12 protein-coding genes are annotated in these 15,918 nt (G+C 72.5%); 9 read left to right on the top strand and 3 right to left on the bottom strand.

All coding sequences use genetic code 11. From position 1 onward, the window contains the following. Positions 1 to 226 precede the first annotated feature (226 nt). From fahA to OIE75_RS22085, 8 genes are all read left to right on the top strand, one after another. Positions 227 to 1,453, top strand: a complete 1,227-nt coding sequence (fahA, locus tag OIE75_RS22120) for a fumarylacetoacetase (RefSeq protein WP_329471924.1) — start codon at positions 227 to 229, stop codon at positions 1,451 to 1,453. A gap of 216 nt (positions 1,454 to 1,669) precedes the next feature. Beyond that, entirely contained in the window at positions 1,670 to 2,608 is a 939-nt protein-coding gene (locus tag OIE75_RS22115) for a M56 family metallopeptidase (RefSeq protein WP_307014463.1), read from the top strand. 249 nt (positions 2,609 to 2,857) lie between these two features. After that, complete coding sequence (locus OIE75_RS22110; protein ID WP_307014462.1) at positions 2,858 to 3,646, top strand: GntR family transcriptional regulator; 789 nt, start codon at positions 2,858 to 2,860, stop codon at positions 3,644 to 3,646. A gap of 34 nt (positions 3,647 to 3,680) precedes the next feature. Continuing rightward, positions 3,681 to 3,908 carry a 4Fe-4S dicluster domain-containing protein gene (locus OIE75_RS22105; protein ID WP_030145386.1) on the top strand — a complete coding sequence of 76 codons (228 nt, stop codon included), beginning with the start codon at positions 3,681 to 3,683 and terminating at the stop codon, positions 3,906 to 3,908. Between the two features lie 13 nt (positions 3,909 to 3,921). Beyond that, the gene (locus tag OIE75_RS22100; RefSeq protein WP_329471922.1) at positions 3,922 to 5,289 is read left to right on the top strand and encodes an ABC transporter substrate-binding protein; all 1,368 of its coding nucleotides are present in this window, start codon (positions 3,922 to 3,924) and stop codon (positions 5,287 to 5,289) included. Beyond that, positions 5,286 to 6,170, top strand: coding sequence for an ABC transporter permease (locus tag OIE75_RS22095; protein ID WP_329471921.1), 885 nt, complete (start codon positions 5,286 to 5,288; stop codon positions 6,168 to 6,170). The genes OIE75_RS22100 and OIE75_RS22095 overlap by 4 nt, the downstream gene beginning before the upstream one ends. After that, positions 6,148 to 6,981, top strand: coding sequence for an ABC transporter ATP-binding protein (locus OIE75_RS22090; protein ID WP_329471920.1), 834 nt, complete (start codon positions 6,148 to 6,150; stop codon positions 6,979 to 6,981). The genes OIE75_RS22095 and OIE75_RS22090 overlap by 23 nt, the downstream gene beginning before the upstream one ends. A gap of 11 nt (positions 6,982 to 6,992) precedes the next feature. Further along, the gene (locus OIE75_RS22085) at positions 6,993 to 9,722 is read left to right on the top strand and encodes a fumarate reductase/succinate dehydrogenase flavoprotein subunit (RefSeq protein ID WP_443078383.1); all 2,730 of its coding nucleotides are present in this window, start codon (positions 6,993 to 6,995) and stop codon (positions 9,720 to 9,722) included. Between the two features lie 62 nt (positions 9,723 to 9,784). Here the strand turns inward: OIE75_RS22085 and recQ are convergent, their stop codons facing one another. Then, entirely contained in the window at positions 9,785 to 11,782 is a 1,998-nt protein-coding gene (gene recQ / locus OIE75_RS22080) for a DNA helicase RecQ (RefSeq protein ID WP_443078382.1), read from the bottom strand. Positions 11,783 to 12,014: 232 nt separating this feature from the next. Here recQ and OIE75_RS22075 point away from each other — a divergent pair, with 232 nt between their 5' ends. Continuing rightward, complete coding sequence (locus OIE75_RS22075) at positions 12,015 to 12,614, top strand: Uma2 family endonuclease (RefSeq protein ID WP_329471918.1); 600 nt, start codon at positions 12,015 to 12,017, stop codon at positions 12,612 to 12,614. 76 nt (positions 12,615 to 12,690) lie between these two features. On the opposite strand, the gene nuoN is transcribed toward OIE75_RS22075, so the two are convergent. After that, complete coding sequence (gene nuoN, locus OIE75_RS22070) at positions 12,691 to 14,346, bottom strand: NADH-quinone oxidoreductase subunit NuoN (protein WP_307014454.1); 1,656 nt, start codon at positions 14,344 to 14,346, stop codon at positions 12,691 to 12,693. Further along, positions 14,343 to 15,914, bottom strand: a complete 1,572-nt coding sequence (locus OIE75_RS22065; protein ID WP_122615678.1) for an NADH-quinone oxidoreductase subunit M — start codon at positions 15,912 to 15,914, stop codon at positions 14,343 to 14,345. The genes nuoN and OIE75_RS22065 overlap by 4 nt, the downstream gene beginning before the upstream one ends. Between the last annotated feature and the right edge of the window lie 4 nt (positions 15,915 to 15,918).

The raw sequence follows: 15,918 nt of genomic DNA, 5'->3' as shown, positions 1-15,918 counted from the left end.
TCACTTCCCGCCTCTCGCGCACCGGCGCGCGGGCCGCTCCGCGCACGTCGGCCCGCCTGCGCACGCCCTCGTCCCCCACATGGAGCCACCTCCCGCCGCACTGCCCAAGACCGCCGTGTCACCCGTAACGTGTGGCCAGTCCACGCACCACGCGGCGCACACCCGCCACGTGGCGCACACGGCGCGCACGGCGCACATGGCGAGCACGAAAGCGAGGCAGCACCCGATGCCCCCCTTCGATGTCCCCGAGGGCGACCCCTTCGGCCCGCACAACCTTCCGTACGGCGTGTTCTCGATCCCCGGCACGCAGGAGCGGACGGTGGGCGTCCGCCTCGGCGACCACGTCCTCGACGCCGGCGCGGCGGCCCACGCGCTCGGATCGCCGTACGCCTCCCTGCTCGCGCGGCCCACCCTCAACCCGCTGCTGGCGGCCGGTCGCACGGCCTGGTCCGACGTGCGGCGCGCGCTGACGGCCTGGGTGACGGTGCCCTCCCACCGCGAGACGCTGGAACCCCTCTTCCACCCGCTGTCGTCGGTGACCCTGCACCTGCCGTTCGAGGTCGCGGACTACGTCGACTTCTACGCCTCCGAGAACCACGCCCGCAACGTCGGCCAGATCTTCCGCCCCGACGCCGCCGACTCCCTCACCCCGAACTGGAAGCACCTCCCGATCGGCTACCACGGCCGCTCCGGCACGGTGTTCGTCTCGGGCACCGACGTCGTACGCCCGTCCGGGCAGCGCAAGGCACCGGCCGACGCCGCGCCCGTCTTCGGCCCGTCCGTCCGCCTCGACATCGAGGCCGAGGTCGGGTTCGTGGTGGGGGTGCCGTCCGAACCGGGCGCCCCGGTCGCACTCGGCGACTTCCGCGAGCACGTCTTCGGGCTCTGCCTGCTCAACGACTGGTCCGCGCGGGACGTCCAGGCCTGGGAGTACGTCCCCCTCGGCCCGTTCCTCGGCAAGTCCTTCGCCACCTCGGTGTCGGCGTGGATCACGCCGCTGGACGCCCTGGAGGAGGCGCGGGTGGCGCCCCCCGCGCGCACGCACGAGCTGCTGCCCTACCTGGACGACACGGCCGACGACCACGCCGAGCCCGGCGGCTACGACCTGCGGATCACCGTCGCGGTCAACGGTCACGTCGTCTCCGAGCCGCCGTTCTCCACCATGTACTGGACGGCCGCCCAGCAGTTGGCCCACATGACCGTCAACGGCGCCTCACTGCGCACCGGCGACCTCTACGGCTCGGGCACGGTGAGCGGACCCGGCGAACGGGAACGCGGGTCGCTGCTGGAGCTGACCTGGAACGGCCGCGACGCGCTGGAACTCCCCGACGGCAAGCGGACGTTCCTGGAGGACGGGGACATGGTGACCCTGTCGGCGTGGGCACCGGGTCCGGACGGGATCCGGGTGGGTCTGGGCGAGGTGACGGGACGCGTGGTCGGACGGAGGGTCTGAGGGCCGGGCAGCGGAGGCCCTCTGAGGGCCGGGCAGCAGCGGGCCTGAGGGCGGGCAGCGGCGGGGATCCCGGATCCGGTGGCCGCCGACACCTGACTCCCACCGCCCGACAGCGGCATACTGGCGTCGGGCGGTGTGCGCGTCACCCCGCCCCGCGTTCAAGCCCCGCCCTGCCAGAGCCGCCCGTCCTCTCGACCAGGATCCGGAGCCAGTGGCATGACCGTCTGCCTGCTCCTGCTGTTCGCCGTCGCCGTGACCGCCGCGGTGCCGGTGCCGCGCGCGCTGACCCGGTCCGCGTGGCCCGAGCGGGACCCCGTGGTCGCACTGTGGGTGTGGCAGTGCCTGGTCGCCACCGTCCTGCTGTGCTGTCTGACGGCCCTGACCCTCGGTGCCACCGCCGTCTTCGGCACCGTCCGCGCCCAGCTCTTCGCACCGGCGCCGCCCGCGGTGACCGCCGCGTACAACCTCTCCGCCGGGCCGGCCTGGGCGGCCGTCCTCACCCTGCTGCTGGCCGCCGGCGCCGCCTGGACGACCGCGATGCTGGGCCGCGAACTCGTCGAGGCCCGCAGGCGGCGCGCCCGGTCCCGCGCGCACCTGCGCGAGCGCGCCCCCGACCTGCCCGCCGGGCTCCCCGCCGCCCGCGGGCCGCTGCTGGTCCTGGAGGACGAGTACCCGGACGCCTGGTGGCTGCCGGGCAGTCCGGCCCAGCTGATCGTCACCACGGGCGCCCTGCACCGCCTCACCGACCACCAGCTCGACGCCGTGCTCACCCACGAGCGCGGCCACGCCCGGGCCCGCCACGACTGGCTGCTGCACCTGTCCACCGCGCTGGCCACCGGCTTCCCGCGCGTCCCGCTCTTCGCCCACTTCTGCGACCAGACGCATCGCCTGGTCGAACTGTCCGCCGACGACACCGCCTCCCGTCGCTGCGGCCACCTGACCACGGCGCTGGCCCTGATCGAGCTGAACCAGCACCGCGGCGTCCTGTCCTGCGCCTCCAGCCACCGCCTCCTGGGCGAACGAGTCGACCGCCTCCTGGAACCCCCGCCCCGCCTGACCCCACGCCACCGCGCCCTGACCACGGCAACGGCCGCGCTGGTGCCCCTCGTCCCCCTCTTGATCACCTTCGCGCCGGGTCTGACGGCGTTGGCGTAGATCCCCCCCCAGCTGCGGGCAGTCGTGCCGCTGGGGCGGCACCCGTCCCAAAGAGAGCGGCACCCCGCAACGCCGGGCCGCGACACCCACCCCCTGCCCACAACGGCGCCGGGCAACTCCGCGAAACCTGTGGCAGAAGTCCGCCCACCCTCCCAGAAACCCCAGCTCATCCCCCCAACCGGCGGAGCCCCCGGTGGCGCAACAATCCAGCAACACCACTAACCCCACCGGATAGGTATGGTTCCAGCCATGCCGCCCACCGACCGCATCCGCGACCACGCCGGCCAGGGCGCGACCACCGTCGCCGCCCACCGCGCGCGCCGCCGGTTGCGCGCCGACCGGGCCCGTCAGCTCGCCGACCTGCTCCGCCGCCAACTCCTGGACGACGCCTTCCCCGACGGCACACTCCCCCACGAGGACGCCCTGGCCGTCGACTACGGCGCCACCCGCAACACCGTCCGCCAAGCCCTGGACCTGCTGCGCGCCGAGGGCCTCGTGGCCCGCCGGCCCGGCATCGGCACCGTGGTCGTGGCCCGCAAGTTCGCCCACGGGCTCGACCGCCTGATGGGCCTCGCGGAGACCCTGCACGAACAGGGCCGCGTCACCAACGAGGTCCGCACCACGGTCCCCGTGCCGGCCCCCGCCCCGGTCGCCGAACGCCTCCGCGTACCGCCCGGCGCCGACGTCCTCTACATCGAGCGTCTGCGCCGCCTGGGCGGCGTCCCCCTCTCCCTCGACCTCACCTACCTGCCCCTCGACATCGGTACCGCCCTGCTCGGCGCCGACCTGGAGAACACCGACGTCTTCCGCCTCCTGGAATCCGTCACCGGCCTGCCACTCGGCCACGCCGACATCACCCTGGAGGCGGTGACCGCGGACGCGCACACCGCCGCCGTGCTGGAGGCGCCGCGCGGCACCGCCGTCCTCATGCTGGAACGGCTCACCCACCTCGCCGACGGCCGCCCCGTGGACCTGGAGTTCGTCCGCTTCCGCGGCGATCGCATCGCGATGAGCGGGTTGCTGCACCGGTCCCTCTGAACATCCCTTCCGCGCACCCTCCCTGGAGACAGCCATGCCCTTGGCGCCCCAGCGGGCCGACGTGCCCGTGACCATCGACGAGTCGAAGTGCATCGAAGGCTGCACCCTCTGCGTGGACATGTGCCCGCTGGACTCCCTCGCCATCGACGAGCGCAACGGCAAGGCCTACATGCACGTCGACGAGTGCTGGTACTGCGGCCCGTGCGCCGCCCGCTGCCCCACCGGGGCGGTCACGGTCAACATGCCCTACCTGCTCCGGTGAGAGGCCGACTCCCATGAAACCGAAACGCGCCGCGTTTCCCGCCACCGCGTCCGCGGCCGCCGTGGCCCTGCTCCTCTCCCTCACCGCCTGCGGCGGCGACGCGTCGGCCGGCGGGGACGGCTCCGCGGTCACCGTGACCGTCGGCTACCAGTCCCGGACGATCAACACGGTCACCGCCGGCACCCTGCTCCGCTCCCTCGGCCACTTCGAGCGGCAGCTCAACGCCCTCGGCGACGGCGTCACCTACAAGGTGGACTGGCAGGACTACGCCACCGGCGCCCCCATCACCGCCCAGATGACCGCCGGGAAGATCGACATAGGCTCGATGGGCGACTTCCCGCTGCTCATCAACGCGGCCCGCGGCAAGCAGCTCGGCAAGCCCACCCGCCTGGTCTCGGTCACCGGCTACAACCTCCGCGGCGGCCTCAACACCATCGTGACCGCACCCGGGTCCTCGCTCACCTCCCTGAAGGACCTCAAGGGCAAGAAGGTCTCGACGAGCGTCGGCTCGGCCGCCGACGGCACGCTCGTACGAGCCCTGCAACGCGCCGGCCTCGACCCCGCCGAGGACATCGAGAAACTCAACCAGCAGCCCGCGGTGGGCGCCTCGGCCCTCTCCTCGGGCAGCGCGGACGCCCTGTCCCAGTTCGTCGCGTGGCCCGGCCTGCTCACCCACCAGGGCAAGGCGAAGGCCCTGTACGACGGTGCGCGGCTCGACCTGCCCACCTTCCACGGCGTCACCGCCCGCGAGGACTTCGCCAAGCAGCGCCCCGCCGTACTGGAGGCGTTCCTGAGGGCCCAGGCGCAGGCGACCGACTATCTCGACGCCCACCCGGTGGCCGCCGCCGAGAAGGTCGCCAAGGCCACCGGCCTGCCCGCCGAGGCCGTCTACCTCTACAACGGCGCCCAGGGCATCGCCACCTTCGACCCGGCGATCAAGCCCCAGCTCGTCGCGGCCCTCAAGAAGGACGTGTCGATCCTCCGGGACGCGAAGCTCACCGGCGACGTGGACGTGGACGCCTTCGTCGACGACCGGTACGTCAAGAAGGCGCTCGGTCCTGCCGCGTACGCCGATCGGCTCGCCGCCGGGCCCCCGAAGCCGGCCGGGGAGGCCTGGCCGAAGGGAGCGGGCAAGACCCTCTCCTTCACCTCCCCCGGCGCCCTGCTGAAGCACGTGGCCGCCCACCGCGACGAGGTGCGCGCCGCCTACGTCCCCGACGCCACCACCGGCACCCCGTGGTTCGCCGACCAGTCGGTGTGGGTGGCCGACGGCACCGAACTGCTGCCCTTCCTCGCCCCGGAGACCGCGCGGGAGTACGTCGCCGACCACGGCGGGGCCCGCGTCGTCACGTACGCCGAGGCGCTGGAGCGGGCGTCGTGATCCGGTACGCGCTGCGCGTCGTCTCGCTCGCCGCCGCCCTCGGTCTCTGGCAGCTGCTGACCAGCCGGGACGTCGACCTGTGGCTGCGCTTCTCGCAGTTCCCCACCGTCACCGACGTGGCCCACGCCTTCGCCGACCGGCTGGCGGGACCCGACTACTGGACGGACCTCACCGACAGCCTCACCCGCATCGTCAGCGGCTTCCTTCTCGCCGCCGTCCTGGGCGTGGCCACCGGCGTGCTCGTGGCCCGCTCGCGACTTGCCGAGGACCTGCTCGGCCCGGTGCTGGAGGTGATCCGCCCCGTCCCCGCGATCGCCCTCGTCCCCGTGGCGATCCTCCTCTTCCCCTCCAACGAGCAGGGCATCGTCTTCATCACCGGCACCGCCGCCTTCTTCCCGGTGCTGGTCTCCACCCGGCACGCGGTCCGCGCGCTCGCGCCGACGTGGGAGGAGGCGGTCCGCACCATGGGCGGCGGCCGGTGGCGGGTGCTCGCCTCGGTGGTCCTGCCGGGCGCCCTGCCCGGCGTGTTCGGCGGTCTGTCGGTCGGCATCGGCGTCTCGTGGATCTGCGTGATCTCCGCCGAGATGATCTCCGGCCAGTACGGCGTCGGCTACCGCACCTGGCAGGACTACACCGTCGTCGACTACCCGGGCGTCTTCGTCGGCATGGTCACCATCGGCGTACTCGGCTGGCTCACCTCCACCGCCGTCGAACTGCTGGGCCGCCGCCTGACCCACTGGCTGCCCCGCACGGCGTACGTCCCCGCCGCCCGGCCGAGGTCCGTACGGCGGGCCGGCGCGGCACCCTCGTCCGCGGACACCGCCGTGCCCACGAGCACCGAACCCGAGGAGGCACGCGATGAGCACCTCGTCCGAGACTGAGGCCGGGACCGACACCGAGGCCGGGACGGCGACCGGAACCGGGACCGGCACGAAGACCGCCCCCGGGACCCGAACCCCGCGCGGCACCCGGCTCACCCTCCGCGACGCCACCCTCGGCCGCCCCGGCGCCACCGCGCTGACCGGCGTGGACGTCGGCGTCTCCCCCGGCGAGATCCTCACGGTGGTCGGCCCCTCCGGCTGCGGCAAGTCGACCCTGCTGCGCACCCTGGCCGGGCTGCTGCCCCCACTGGCCGGGACGGCGGAACAGGACGGGCACCTGATCACCGGCCCGGGAGCGGACCGCGCGCTGGTCTTCCAGGAGGACGCCCTCCTGCCCTGGCGCACCCTGCGCGCCAACGTCGAACTCCCCCTCGCCATCCAGGGCCTGCCCCGCGCCGAACGCCGGGACCAGGCGGCGTCCTGGCTGGACCGCGTCGGGCTCACCGCGCAGGCACGGCAGTTGCCGCACCGCGTCTCCGGGGGGCAGCGCCAGCGCGCCCAGTTGGCCCGCGCGCTGGCCGGGCACCCCCGCGCGGTCCTGATGGACGAACCCTTCGGCGCCCTCGACGCCCAGACCCGCGCCGGCATGCAGGACCTGCTGGTGGAGGTGTTGTGCGGCACCGGCGCCACCGTCGTCTTCGTCACCCACGACGTGGACGAGGCCCTGTTCCTCGGCGACCGGGTGGCCCTGCTCGGCGCCGGCCGCCTCACCGCCGTACGCGACGTGCCCCGGCCCCGGGAGCGTGCCGCGCACGACGATCCGGCACGGGTGGCGCTGCGGCGCGACGTACTGACATCCCTCGGCACCTGAAAGGCCCTCTGGTGGAGATCCCCGCGCTCACCGACGCCGAAGAACTCACCTGCGACGTCCTCGTCATCGGTGGCGGTACCGCCGGCACGATGGCCGCGCTGACCGCGGCCGAGCACGGCGCGGACGTCCTGCTCCTGGAGAAGGCCCACGTCCGGCACTCCGGCGCCCTCGCCATGGGGATGGACGGCGTCAACAACGCGGTCGTCCCCGGCCGTGCCGAACCCGACGACTACGTCGCCGAGATCACCCGCGCCAACGACGGCATCGTCGACCAGTCCACCGTCCGCCAGACCGCCACGCGCGGCTTCGCCATGGTCCAGCGGCTGGAGTCGTACGGGGTGAAGTTCGAGAAGGACGAGCACGGCGACTACGCGGTCCGGCAAGTGCACCGGTCCGGCTCCTACGTGCTGCCGATGCCCGAGGGCAAGGACGTCAAGAAGGTCCTGTACCGGCAGTTGCGGCGGCGCGAGATGCGCGAGCGGATCCGCATCGAGAACCGCGTGATGCCGGTGCGGGTCCTGACGGCGGAGGGCCGGGCGGTGGGCGCGGCCGGGTTCAACACCCGCACGGGCACGTTCGTGACCGTCCGCGCGGGCGCCGTGATCCTGGCGACCGGAGCCGCAGGACGGCTCGGCCTGCCCGCGTCCGGCTACCTCTACGGCACCTACGAGAACCCCACCAACGCCGGTGACGGCTACGCCATGGCCTACCACGCGGGCGCCGAACTGACCGGCATCGAGTGCTTCCAGATCAACCCGCTGATCAAGGACTACAACGGCCCAGCCTGCGCCTACGTCGCCAACCCCTTCGGCGGCTACCAGGTCAACCGGCACGGCGAGCGCTTCGTCGACTCCGACTACTGGTCGGGCCAGATGATGGCCGAGTTCGCCGCGGAGGTGGCCGGCGACCGGGGGCCGGTGTACCTGAAGCTCAGCCATCTCCCGGAGGAGTCCGTCTCCGCGCTGGAGTCGATCCTGCACTCGACCGAACGCCCGACGCGCGGCACCTTTCACGCGGGCCGCGGGCACGACTACCGCACCCACGACGTCGAGATGCACATCTCCGAGATCGGCCTGTGCGGCGGCCACTCCGCCTCGGGGGTACGGGTGGACGACCACGCCCGCACCACGGTCCCACGCCTCTACGCCGCCGGCGACCTGGCCTGCGTGCCGCACAACTACATGATCGGCGCGTTCGTCTTCGGCGACCTGGCGGGCGCGGACGCGTCGCGATACACGGCGTACTCGGGCGAACTGCCGTCCGACCAGCTGCGTGAGGCGCACGAGCTGGTCTACCGCCCGCTGCGCAACCCCGACGGCCCGCCGCAGCCCCAGGTCGAGTACAAGCTGCGCCGCTTCGTCAACGACTACGTGGCCCCGCCGAAGTCCGGCGCCCGGCTGTCGCTCGCCCTGGAGTCCTTCGAGCGGATGCGGGCGGACATCGCGGCGATGGGCGCGCGTACCCCGCACGAGCTGATGCGCTGCGCCGAGGTCTCCTTCATCCGCGACTGCGCGGAGATGGCCGCCCGGGCCTCGCTGGCCCGCACCGAGTCCCGCTGGGGTCTCTACCACGAGCGCGTGGACATCCCGGAGCGCGACGACGACGCCTGGTTCCACCATCTCGATCTGCACAAGTCCCCCTCCGGTGCGATGGAGTTCACGGCCCGTCCCGTGGCTCCGTATCTGGTGCCGGTCGACGACTTCACGCCGGTCGGCGGTGTCTCCCGGCACCTCGGCGAGGTGCACCCGGAGCAGGTGGCGACGGCCGGCCCGCGCGACGCGGCGCCCCGCGCCACGGGGACGCCACCCACGGGCCCCGGCGACGAGCGCGGAGGCGGCTCCGCCGAGCCCACCGCCACGACCTCCCCCCGCCTCCTCGAACTGCTCGCCCTCGCCGACGACGAACCCGAACTGCCCGCCCTCCGGCCCTACCTGTCCGATCCCGAACCCGCGGTACGGCGCACGGCGGTCACCGTGCTCACCGAGACCACCCCCGTCGGCACCGGTCCCGTCCTGGCCGCCGCCCTGTCCGACGCGGACGGCGAGGTGCGCGCCGCGGCCGCGGCCTCGCTGCGCGAACTGGCCGACACGCTGGCGCCCGAACCGGCCCTGGGCGAACCCCTGGTGCGGGCGCTGGCCGAGGTCGACCCGGTGGTCCGCGCCACCGCCCTCGACCTGCTGCGCATTCTGCGGCTGGGCGAGACCGGCACCTTCACCGCGTACCTCGGCGACCCGGACCCCTCGGTGCGCATCGAGGCGGTGCGCGGACTGGTGTCCCTGGACGCGGCGGGGTCGCTCTCCCCGGCGGCGGAGGATCCGTCCCGCGAGGTCCGGGTCACCGTCGCCAAGGCGCTGGGGACGCTGCGGGCGCCCACCGGTGCCGGCGGTGCGCTCGACCGGCTCACCGAGGACCCCGACGCCCTGGTCCGCGGCGCGGCCTTCGCGGCCCTGGCCCGGACGGGCTGCCCGGTGCCGCTGGCGGAGCGGGCGGTCGCCGCGCTGTCCGACCCCGCCTGGCAGGTCCGGGCCGGAGCGGCCGGCGCTCTGTCCGCGGCGGTCCCGGGCGGGGCGGTCCCCGTCCTGGCCAAGGCCCTCGCCGATCCGAACGCCGACGTGCGCAAGGCCGCGGTCCTGGCCCTGACCCGGCACGCCGACGGCACGCCGGACGCCAGGTCGGCCCTCGCCACGGCGACCAGCGACAGCGACGCCGACGTCAGGGCGTACGCGGCCCGGGCCCTGTGACGCCGAGGACCGGCCGGGACGTCCGGCGCCCGGCCGCGTCCCCTATGGCCAGATCCAGTCTTCTATATCCAGTCCTCGGGCTCCGGCTCGGGCTCGGTGTCGGGCCACTCGTCCGGGCCGGGCCCGGTGTCGCCGCCGGCGGCGGGAGCCGCCTGCGCCGCCCCCGCGAGTCCCGCGAGCACGGCGACCACTCCCTCCCCGTAGGTCGCGAGCTTCTTCTCACCGACGCCACTGATGCCGCCGAGCTGCCCGACGGTGGTGGGCCATACCGTGGCGATCTCCCTGAGCGTGGCGTCGTGGAAGATCACGTAGGCCGGGACACCCTGCTCGCGGGCCTGCTCGGCCCGCCAGGCGCGCAGCGCCTCGAACGCCGGCTGAAGCTCCTCGGGCAGCTCGGCCGCGGCGGCCTTGGCCTTGCGCTCGCCGCGGGCGGCCGTCCCGCGTGCCGCCGCAGGCTTCTTGGGCTCCTTGCGCAGCGGCACCTCGCGCTCCCGCCGCAGCACCGCCCCGCTGTCGTCGGTCAGCACCAGCGTGCCGTACTCCCCCTCCACGGCGAGCAGTCCCTGGGCGAGGAGCTGCCGGGCGACGCCCCGCCACTCGCTCTCCGCGAGATCCTCGCCGATGCCGAACACGGAGAGCTGGTCGTGGTCGAACTGGATCACCTTGGCCGTGCGCTTGCCCAGCAGGATGTCGATGATCTGCCCGGCGCCGAACTTCTGCCCGCGCTCCCGCTTCAGCCGCACCACCGTGGACAGCACCTTCTGCGCCGCCACCGTGCCGTCCCAGGTCTCCGGAGGGGTGAGGCAGGTGTCGCAGTTGCCGCAGCCGGACGCGTCCGGGTCCTGGCCGAAGTAGGCGAGGAGCTGGCCGCGGCGGCAGCGGACGGTCTCGCACAGCGCGAGCATGGAGTCCAGGTGGGACTGGGCCCGACGGCGGAAGGCCTCGTCGCCCTCGCCGGACTGGATCAGCTTGCGCTGCTGAATGACGTCGTTGAGTCCGTACGCCATCCACGCGGTCGACGGCAGTCCGTCGCGGCCGGCGCGGCCGGTCTCCTGGTAGTAGCCCTCGACCGACTTGGGCAGGTCCAGGTGGGCGACGAAGCGCACGTCCGGCTTGTCGATGCCCATGCCGAAGGCGATCGTGGCCACGACCACCAGGCCCTCCTCCCGCAGGAACCGGGACTGGTGCGCCGCGCGGGTGCCCGCGTCCAGGCCCGCGTGGTACGGCACCGCCTCCACGCCGTTGCGGGACAGGAACTCGGCGGTCTTCTCGACGGAGTTGCGCGAGAGGCAGTACACGATGCCCGCGTCGCCCGCGTGCTCCTCGCGCAGGAAGCTCAGCAACTGCTTCTTGGGGTCCGTCTTCGGCACGATCCGGTACTGGATGTTGGGCCGGTCGAAGCTGGCCACGAAGTGCCGCGCCGTCGGCATGTTCAGCCGCTCGGTCAGCTCGCGGTGGGTCGCGTGCGTGGCCGTCGCCGTGAGCGCGAGGCGGGGGACGTCAGGCCAGCGCTCGCCGAGCAGCGACAGGGCGAGGTAGTCGGGCCGGAAGTCGTGGCCCCACTGCGAGACACAGTGGGCCTCGTCGATGGCGAAGAGCGAGATCTTGCCGCGGGAGAGCAGGTCGAGGGTGCCCTCCAGACGCAGCCGCTCGGGCGCCAGGTAGATCAGGTCCAGCTCGCCGGCGAGGAACTCGGCCTCCACCATGCGCCGCTCGTCGAAGTCCTGCGTGGAGTTCATGAAGCCGGCCCGCACGCCGAGCGCCCGCAGCGCGTCCACCTGGTCCTGCATCAGCGCGATGAGCGGCGAGACCACGACGCCGGTGCCGGGCCTGACCAGGGCCGGAATCTGATAGCACAGCGACTTTCCGGCGCCGGTCGGCATGAGCACGACGGCGTCGCCGCCCGCGACCACGTGGTCGACGACCTCTTCCTGCTCGCCGCGAAAGGCCTCGTACCCGAAGACCCGGTGCAACGTGGCCAGCGCCTCGCTGCCCCCGTCGGCCACGCGCCTCGCCTCTGCCGCCTCTGCCATCTCGCCGATCACACCCGTCCCGCCCATCGTCCCGTCCCCCGTACGTCCTGCCTCGCCCGTCTGGTCTGTCTGGTCCGCCCTGCCCCGACCACTGCCTCAACGATAGGGGGCGGCGCCGACAGGCCCGAAGTTATCCACAGGGTGCCTGTTGCCGCCCGCGTCAAGGACACGATGACCGTTCACACGTTCGCAGGAGACGCGCCCGATTCCGGCGGATAGTCTGATTGCACCCGCGAGACTCCGTCCCATGGGAGCACTGATGAGCGTCGCACCGAAGGCGTCCACGCCCGACTGGCCGGTCCCGCCGGAGGGCGGCTGGACCGCCGACGACCTGGACCGGCTTCCGAACCTGCCTCCGCACACGGAGCTGATCGACGGGAGCCTCGTCTTCGTGAGTCCGCAGACCCTTTTCCACTCACGCGCTGTCGACTTTTTCAACTGGCAGCTTCAGTCCCTCGCCCCGGCGGAGTTCGAGGTCATTCGAGAGTTCACCATCGACATCGACCGGCAGAACCGGCCCGAACCGGACGTCATCGTCGTGCGCGGCGACGTGGTCGACGACCCGCAACAGACCCGCTACCCCGCCGAGGCCGTCACCCTGGCCATCGAGGTCGTCTCCGCCGAATCCGTCTCCCGCGACCGCGAGACCAAGCCCCTCAAGTACGCCCGCGCCGGCATCGCCCACTACTGGCGGGTGGAGAACGAGAAGGGGCTCGCCGTCGTCCACGCCTTCGAGCTGGAGCCCGCGACCGGCGCCTACACCAGTGTGGGCATCTTCCGTGAGCGCATGAAGCTGAGCGCCCCGTTCCCGATGGACCTGGACCTCACCGCCATCAAGGCACGCCGCGGCGGCGAGTAGCCCCCGCACACACGACGGCGGCCCGGCACCCCCGAGGGGGTGCCGGGCCGCCGTCTCAAGCACGGCAGGCGCCGCGTCAGCGCACGAACACCCCCGCCTGGCCGGCAAGGTCCAGGAAGTACTGCGGTGCCACGCCGAGTACCACCGTGACCGCGACTCCGACGCCGATCGCCGTCATCGTCAGCGGTGACGGGACCGCCACCGTCGGCCCCTCGGGCCGCGGCTCGCTGAAGAACATCAGGACGATCACGCGGATGTAGAAGAACGCCGCGATCGCCGACGAGATCACGCCGATGACCACCAGCGGGGCCGCGCCACCCTCCGCCGCCGCCTTGAACACGGCGAACTTGCCGGCGAACCCGGAGGTCAGCGGGATGCCCGCGAAGGCCAGCAGGAAGATCGCGAACACCGCCGCCACCAGCGGTGACCTGCGGCCGAGCCCGGCCCACTTGGACAGGTGCGTCGCCTCGCCGCCCGCGTCGCGCACCAGCGTCACCACGGCGAAGGCGCCGATCGTGACGAAGGAGTACGCGGCCAGGTAGAAGAGGACGGACGAGATGCCGTCCGGCGTGGTCGCGATGACACCGGCGAGGATGAAGCCCGCGTGCGCGATCGACGAGTACGCCAGCAGCCGCTTGATGTCGGTCTGCGTGATCGCGACGATCGCGCCGCCCAGCATGGTGACGATCGCCACGGCCCACATCACCGGCCGCCAGTCCCAGCGCAGGCCGGGCAGGACGACGTAGAGGATGCGCAGCAGCGCGCCGAAGGCGGCCACCTTGGTCGCCGACGCCATGAAGCCGGTCACCGGCGTCGGCGCGCCCTGGTACACGTCCGGCGTCCACATGTGGAACGGCACCGCGCCCACCTTGAACAGCAGGCCCATGACGATCAGCGCGGAGCCGACGAGGAGCAGCGCGTCGTTGCCCATGGTGTCGGCGAGTGCCGGGGTGACGTTCTGCACGGTGCCGTCGACGACCTGGGCGATCGTGCCGTACGACATGGAGCCCGCGTAGCCGTAGAGCAGGGCGATGCCGAAGAGGGTGAACGCGGAGGCGAAGGCGCCGAGGAGGAAGTACTTGACCGCCGCCTCCTGCGACATGAGCCGCTTGCGGCGGGCCAGCGCGCAGAGCAGGTACAGCGGGAGGGAGAAGACCTCCAGGGCGACGAAGAGCGTCAGCAGGTCGTTGGCGGCCGGGAAGACCAGCATGCCGGCGACCGCGAAGAGCAGGAGCGGGAACACCTCCGTGGTGGTGAAGCCCGCCTTGACCGCCTTCTGCTCGCTCTCGCTGCCCGGTACGGCCGCGGCCTGCGCGGCGAAGGAGTCGACGCGGTTGCCGTGCGTCTCCGGGTCGAGCCGCCGCTCGGCGAAGGTGAACAGGCCGACCAGCGCCACCAGCAGGATCGTGCCCTGCAGGAAGAGGGCCGGTCCGTCGACGGCGATGGCGCCCATCGCCGCGATGCCCGCCTTGGTCGTGCCGTATCCGCCCGCCGCGAGCGCGACGACCGCGGCGAAGGCGGCGACCAGCGCGACGGCCGACACGAACATCTGCACGTAGTAGCGGGCCCTGCGCGGCACGAAGGCCTCGACCAGGATTCCGATGATCGCCGCGCCGACGATGATGAGGGTGGGCGCGAGCTGCCCGTACTCGATCTTCGGCGCGTCGATCTTGGCGATCGGGTCGGCCGCCGCCGCCGTTGTCCACAGGCTGTGGACGGCTGTTGCGCTCACTTGGCCGCCTCCACCTCAGGCTGGGGGTCCTTCTTGTGTACGTCGGACATGGTCTGCTCCACCGCGGGGTTGACGATGTCCGTGACGGGCTTCGGGAAGACGCCCAGGAAGATCAGCAGCGCGACCAGCGGCGCCACCACGACCAGCTCACGTACCCGCAGGTCGGGCATCGCGGAGACCTCCGGCTTCACCGGGCCCGTCATCGTCCGCTGGTAGAGGACCAGGGTGTAGAGCGCGGCGAGGACGATGCCGAAGGTGGCGATGATGCCGATCACGGGATAGCGCGTGAACGTGCCGACCAGGACCAGGAACTCACTGATGAAGGGCGCGAGGCCCGGCAGGGAGAGGGTCGCGAGGCCGCCGATCAGGAAGGTGCCGGCGAGTACCGGCGCCACCTTCTGCACCCCGCCGTAGTCGGCGATGAGCCGCGAGCCGCGCCGGGAGATCAGGAAGCCGGCGATCAGCATCAGCACCGCGGTCGAGATGCCGTGGTTGACCATGTACAGCGTCGCGCCGGACTGGCCCTGGCTGGTCATCGCGAAGATGCCCATGATGATGAAGCCGAAGTGCGAGATCGACGCGTACGCGATCAGCCGCTTGATGTCGCGCTGGCCGACCGCGAGCAGCGCGCCGTAGATGATGCTGACGACCGCCAGGACCAGGATGACCGGCGTCGCCCACTTGCTCGCCTCCGGGAAGAGCTGGAGGCAGAAGCGGAGCATCGCGAAGGTGCCGACCTTGTCGACGACCGCCGTGATGAGCACCGCCACCGGGGCCGTCGACTCCTGCATGGCGTTGGGCAGCCAGGTGTGCAGCGGCCACAGCGGCGCCTTCACCGCGAAGGCGAAGAAGAAGCCGAGGAAGAGCCAGCGCTCAGTGCTGGTCGCCATGTCCAGCTCGCCGCTGGCCCGCGCCTGGGCGATCTCCGTCAGCGAGAAGTTCCCGGCGACCACGTAGAGCCCGATCACCGCGGCCAGCATGATCAGACCGCCGGCCAGGTTGTAGAGGAGGAACTTCACCGCGGCGTACGACCGCTGCGTCGCCGCCGTCTTCTCGCCGTGCTCGTGGGCCCGGTCCCCGAAGCCGCCGATGAGGAAGTACATCGGGATGAGCATGGCTTCGAAGAAGATGTAGAAGAGGAAGACGTCGGTGGCCTCGAACGAGATGATCACCATCGCCTCGACGGCCAGGATCAGGGCGAAGAAGCCCTGCGTCGGCCGCCACCGGCTGCTGCCGGTCTCCAGCGGGTCGGCGTCGTGCCAGCCCGCGAGGATGATGAACGGGATCAGCAGCGCGGTCAGCGCGATCAGCGCCACCGCGATGCCGTCCACGCCCAGTTCGTACCGGACGCCGAAGTCCGCGATCCAGGAGTGCGACTCGGTGAGCTGGTAGCGGTCGCCGCCGGGGTCGAAGCGGACCAGGACCGCGATCGCCAGCGCGAGCGTGCCCAGCGAGACCAGCAGCGCCAGCCACTTGGCCGCCGTGCGTTTCGCGGCCGGCACGGCGGCCGTGGCGATCGCCCCGACGGCCGGGAGGGCCGCCGTGACTGTCAGCAGGGGAAAGGACATCGGT

Source organism: Streptomyces sp. NBC_01723 (genome assembly GCF_036246005.1).
Lineage (GTDB): Bacteria > Actinomycetota > Actinomycetes > Streptomycetales > Streptomycetaceae > Streptomyces.
This window is presented reverse-complemented; position numbering and strand designations above follow the sequence as displayed.

Bases quoted from the DNA above. Each gene is read 5' to 3' on its own strand.
- OIE75_RS22075 (WP_329471918.1), top strand. From the start codon at position 12,015: ATGAGCGTCGCACCGAAGGCGTCCACGCCCGACTGGCCGGTCCCGCCG.
- OIE75_RS22065 (WP_122615678.1), bottom strand. From the start codon at position 15,914: ATGTCCTTTCCCCTGCTGACAGTCACGGCGGCCCTCCCGGCCGTCGGG.
- OIE75_RS22100 (WP_329471922.1), top strand. From the start codon at position 3,922: ATGAAACCGAAACGCGCCGCGTTTCCCGCCACCGCGTCCGCGGCCGCC.
- OIE75_RS22110 (WP_307014462.1), top strand. From the start codon at position 2,858: ATGCCGCCCACCGACCGCATCCGCGACCACGCCGGCCAGGGCGCGACC.
- recQ (WP_443078382.1), bottom strand. From the start codon at position 11,782: ATGGGCGGGACGGGTGTGATCGGCGAGATGGCAGAGGCGGCAGAGGCG.
- OIE75_RS22105 (WP_030145386.1), top strand. From the start codon at position 3,681: ATGCCCTTGGCGCCCCAGCGGGCCGACGTGCCCGTGACCATCGACGAG.
- fahA (WP_329471924.1), top strand. From the start codon at position 227: ATGCCCCCCTTCGATGTCCCCGAGGGCGACCCCTTCGGCCCGCACAAC.
- OIE75_RS22090 (WP_329471920.1), top strand. From the start codon at position 6,148: ATGAGCACCTCGTCCGAGACTGAGGCCGGGACCGACACCGAGGCCGGG.
- OIE75_RS22115 (WP_307014463.1), top strand. From the start codon at position 1,670: ATGACCGTCTGCCTGCTCCTGCTGTTCGCCGTCGCCGTGACCGCCGCG.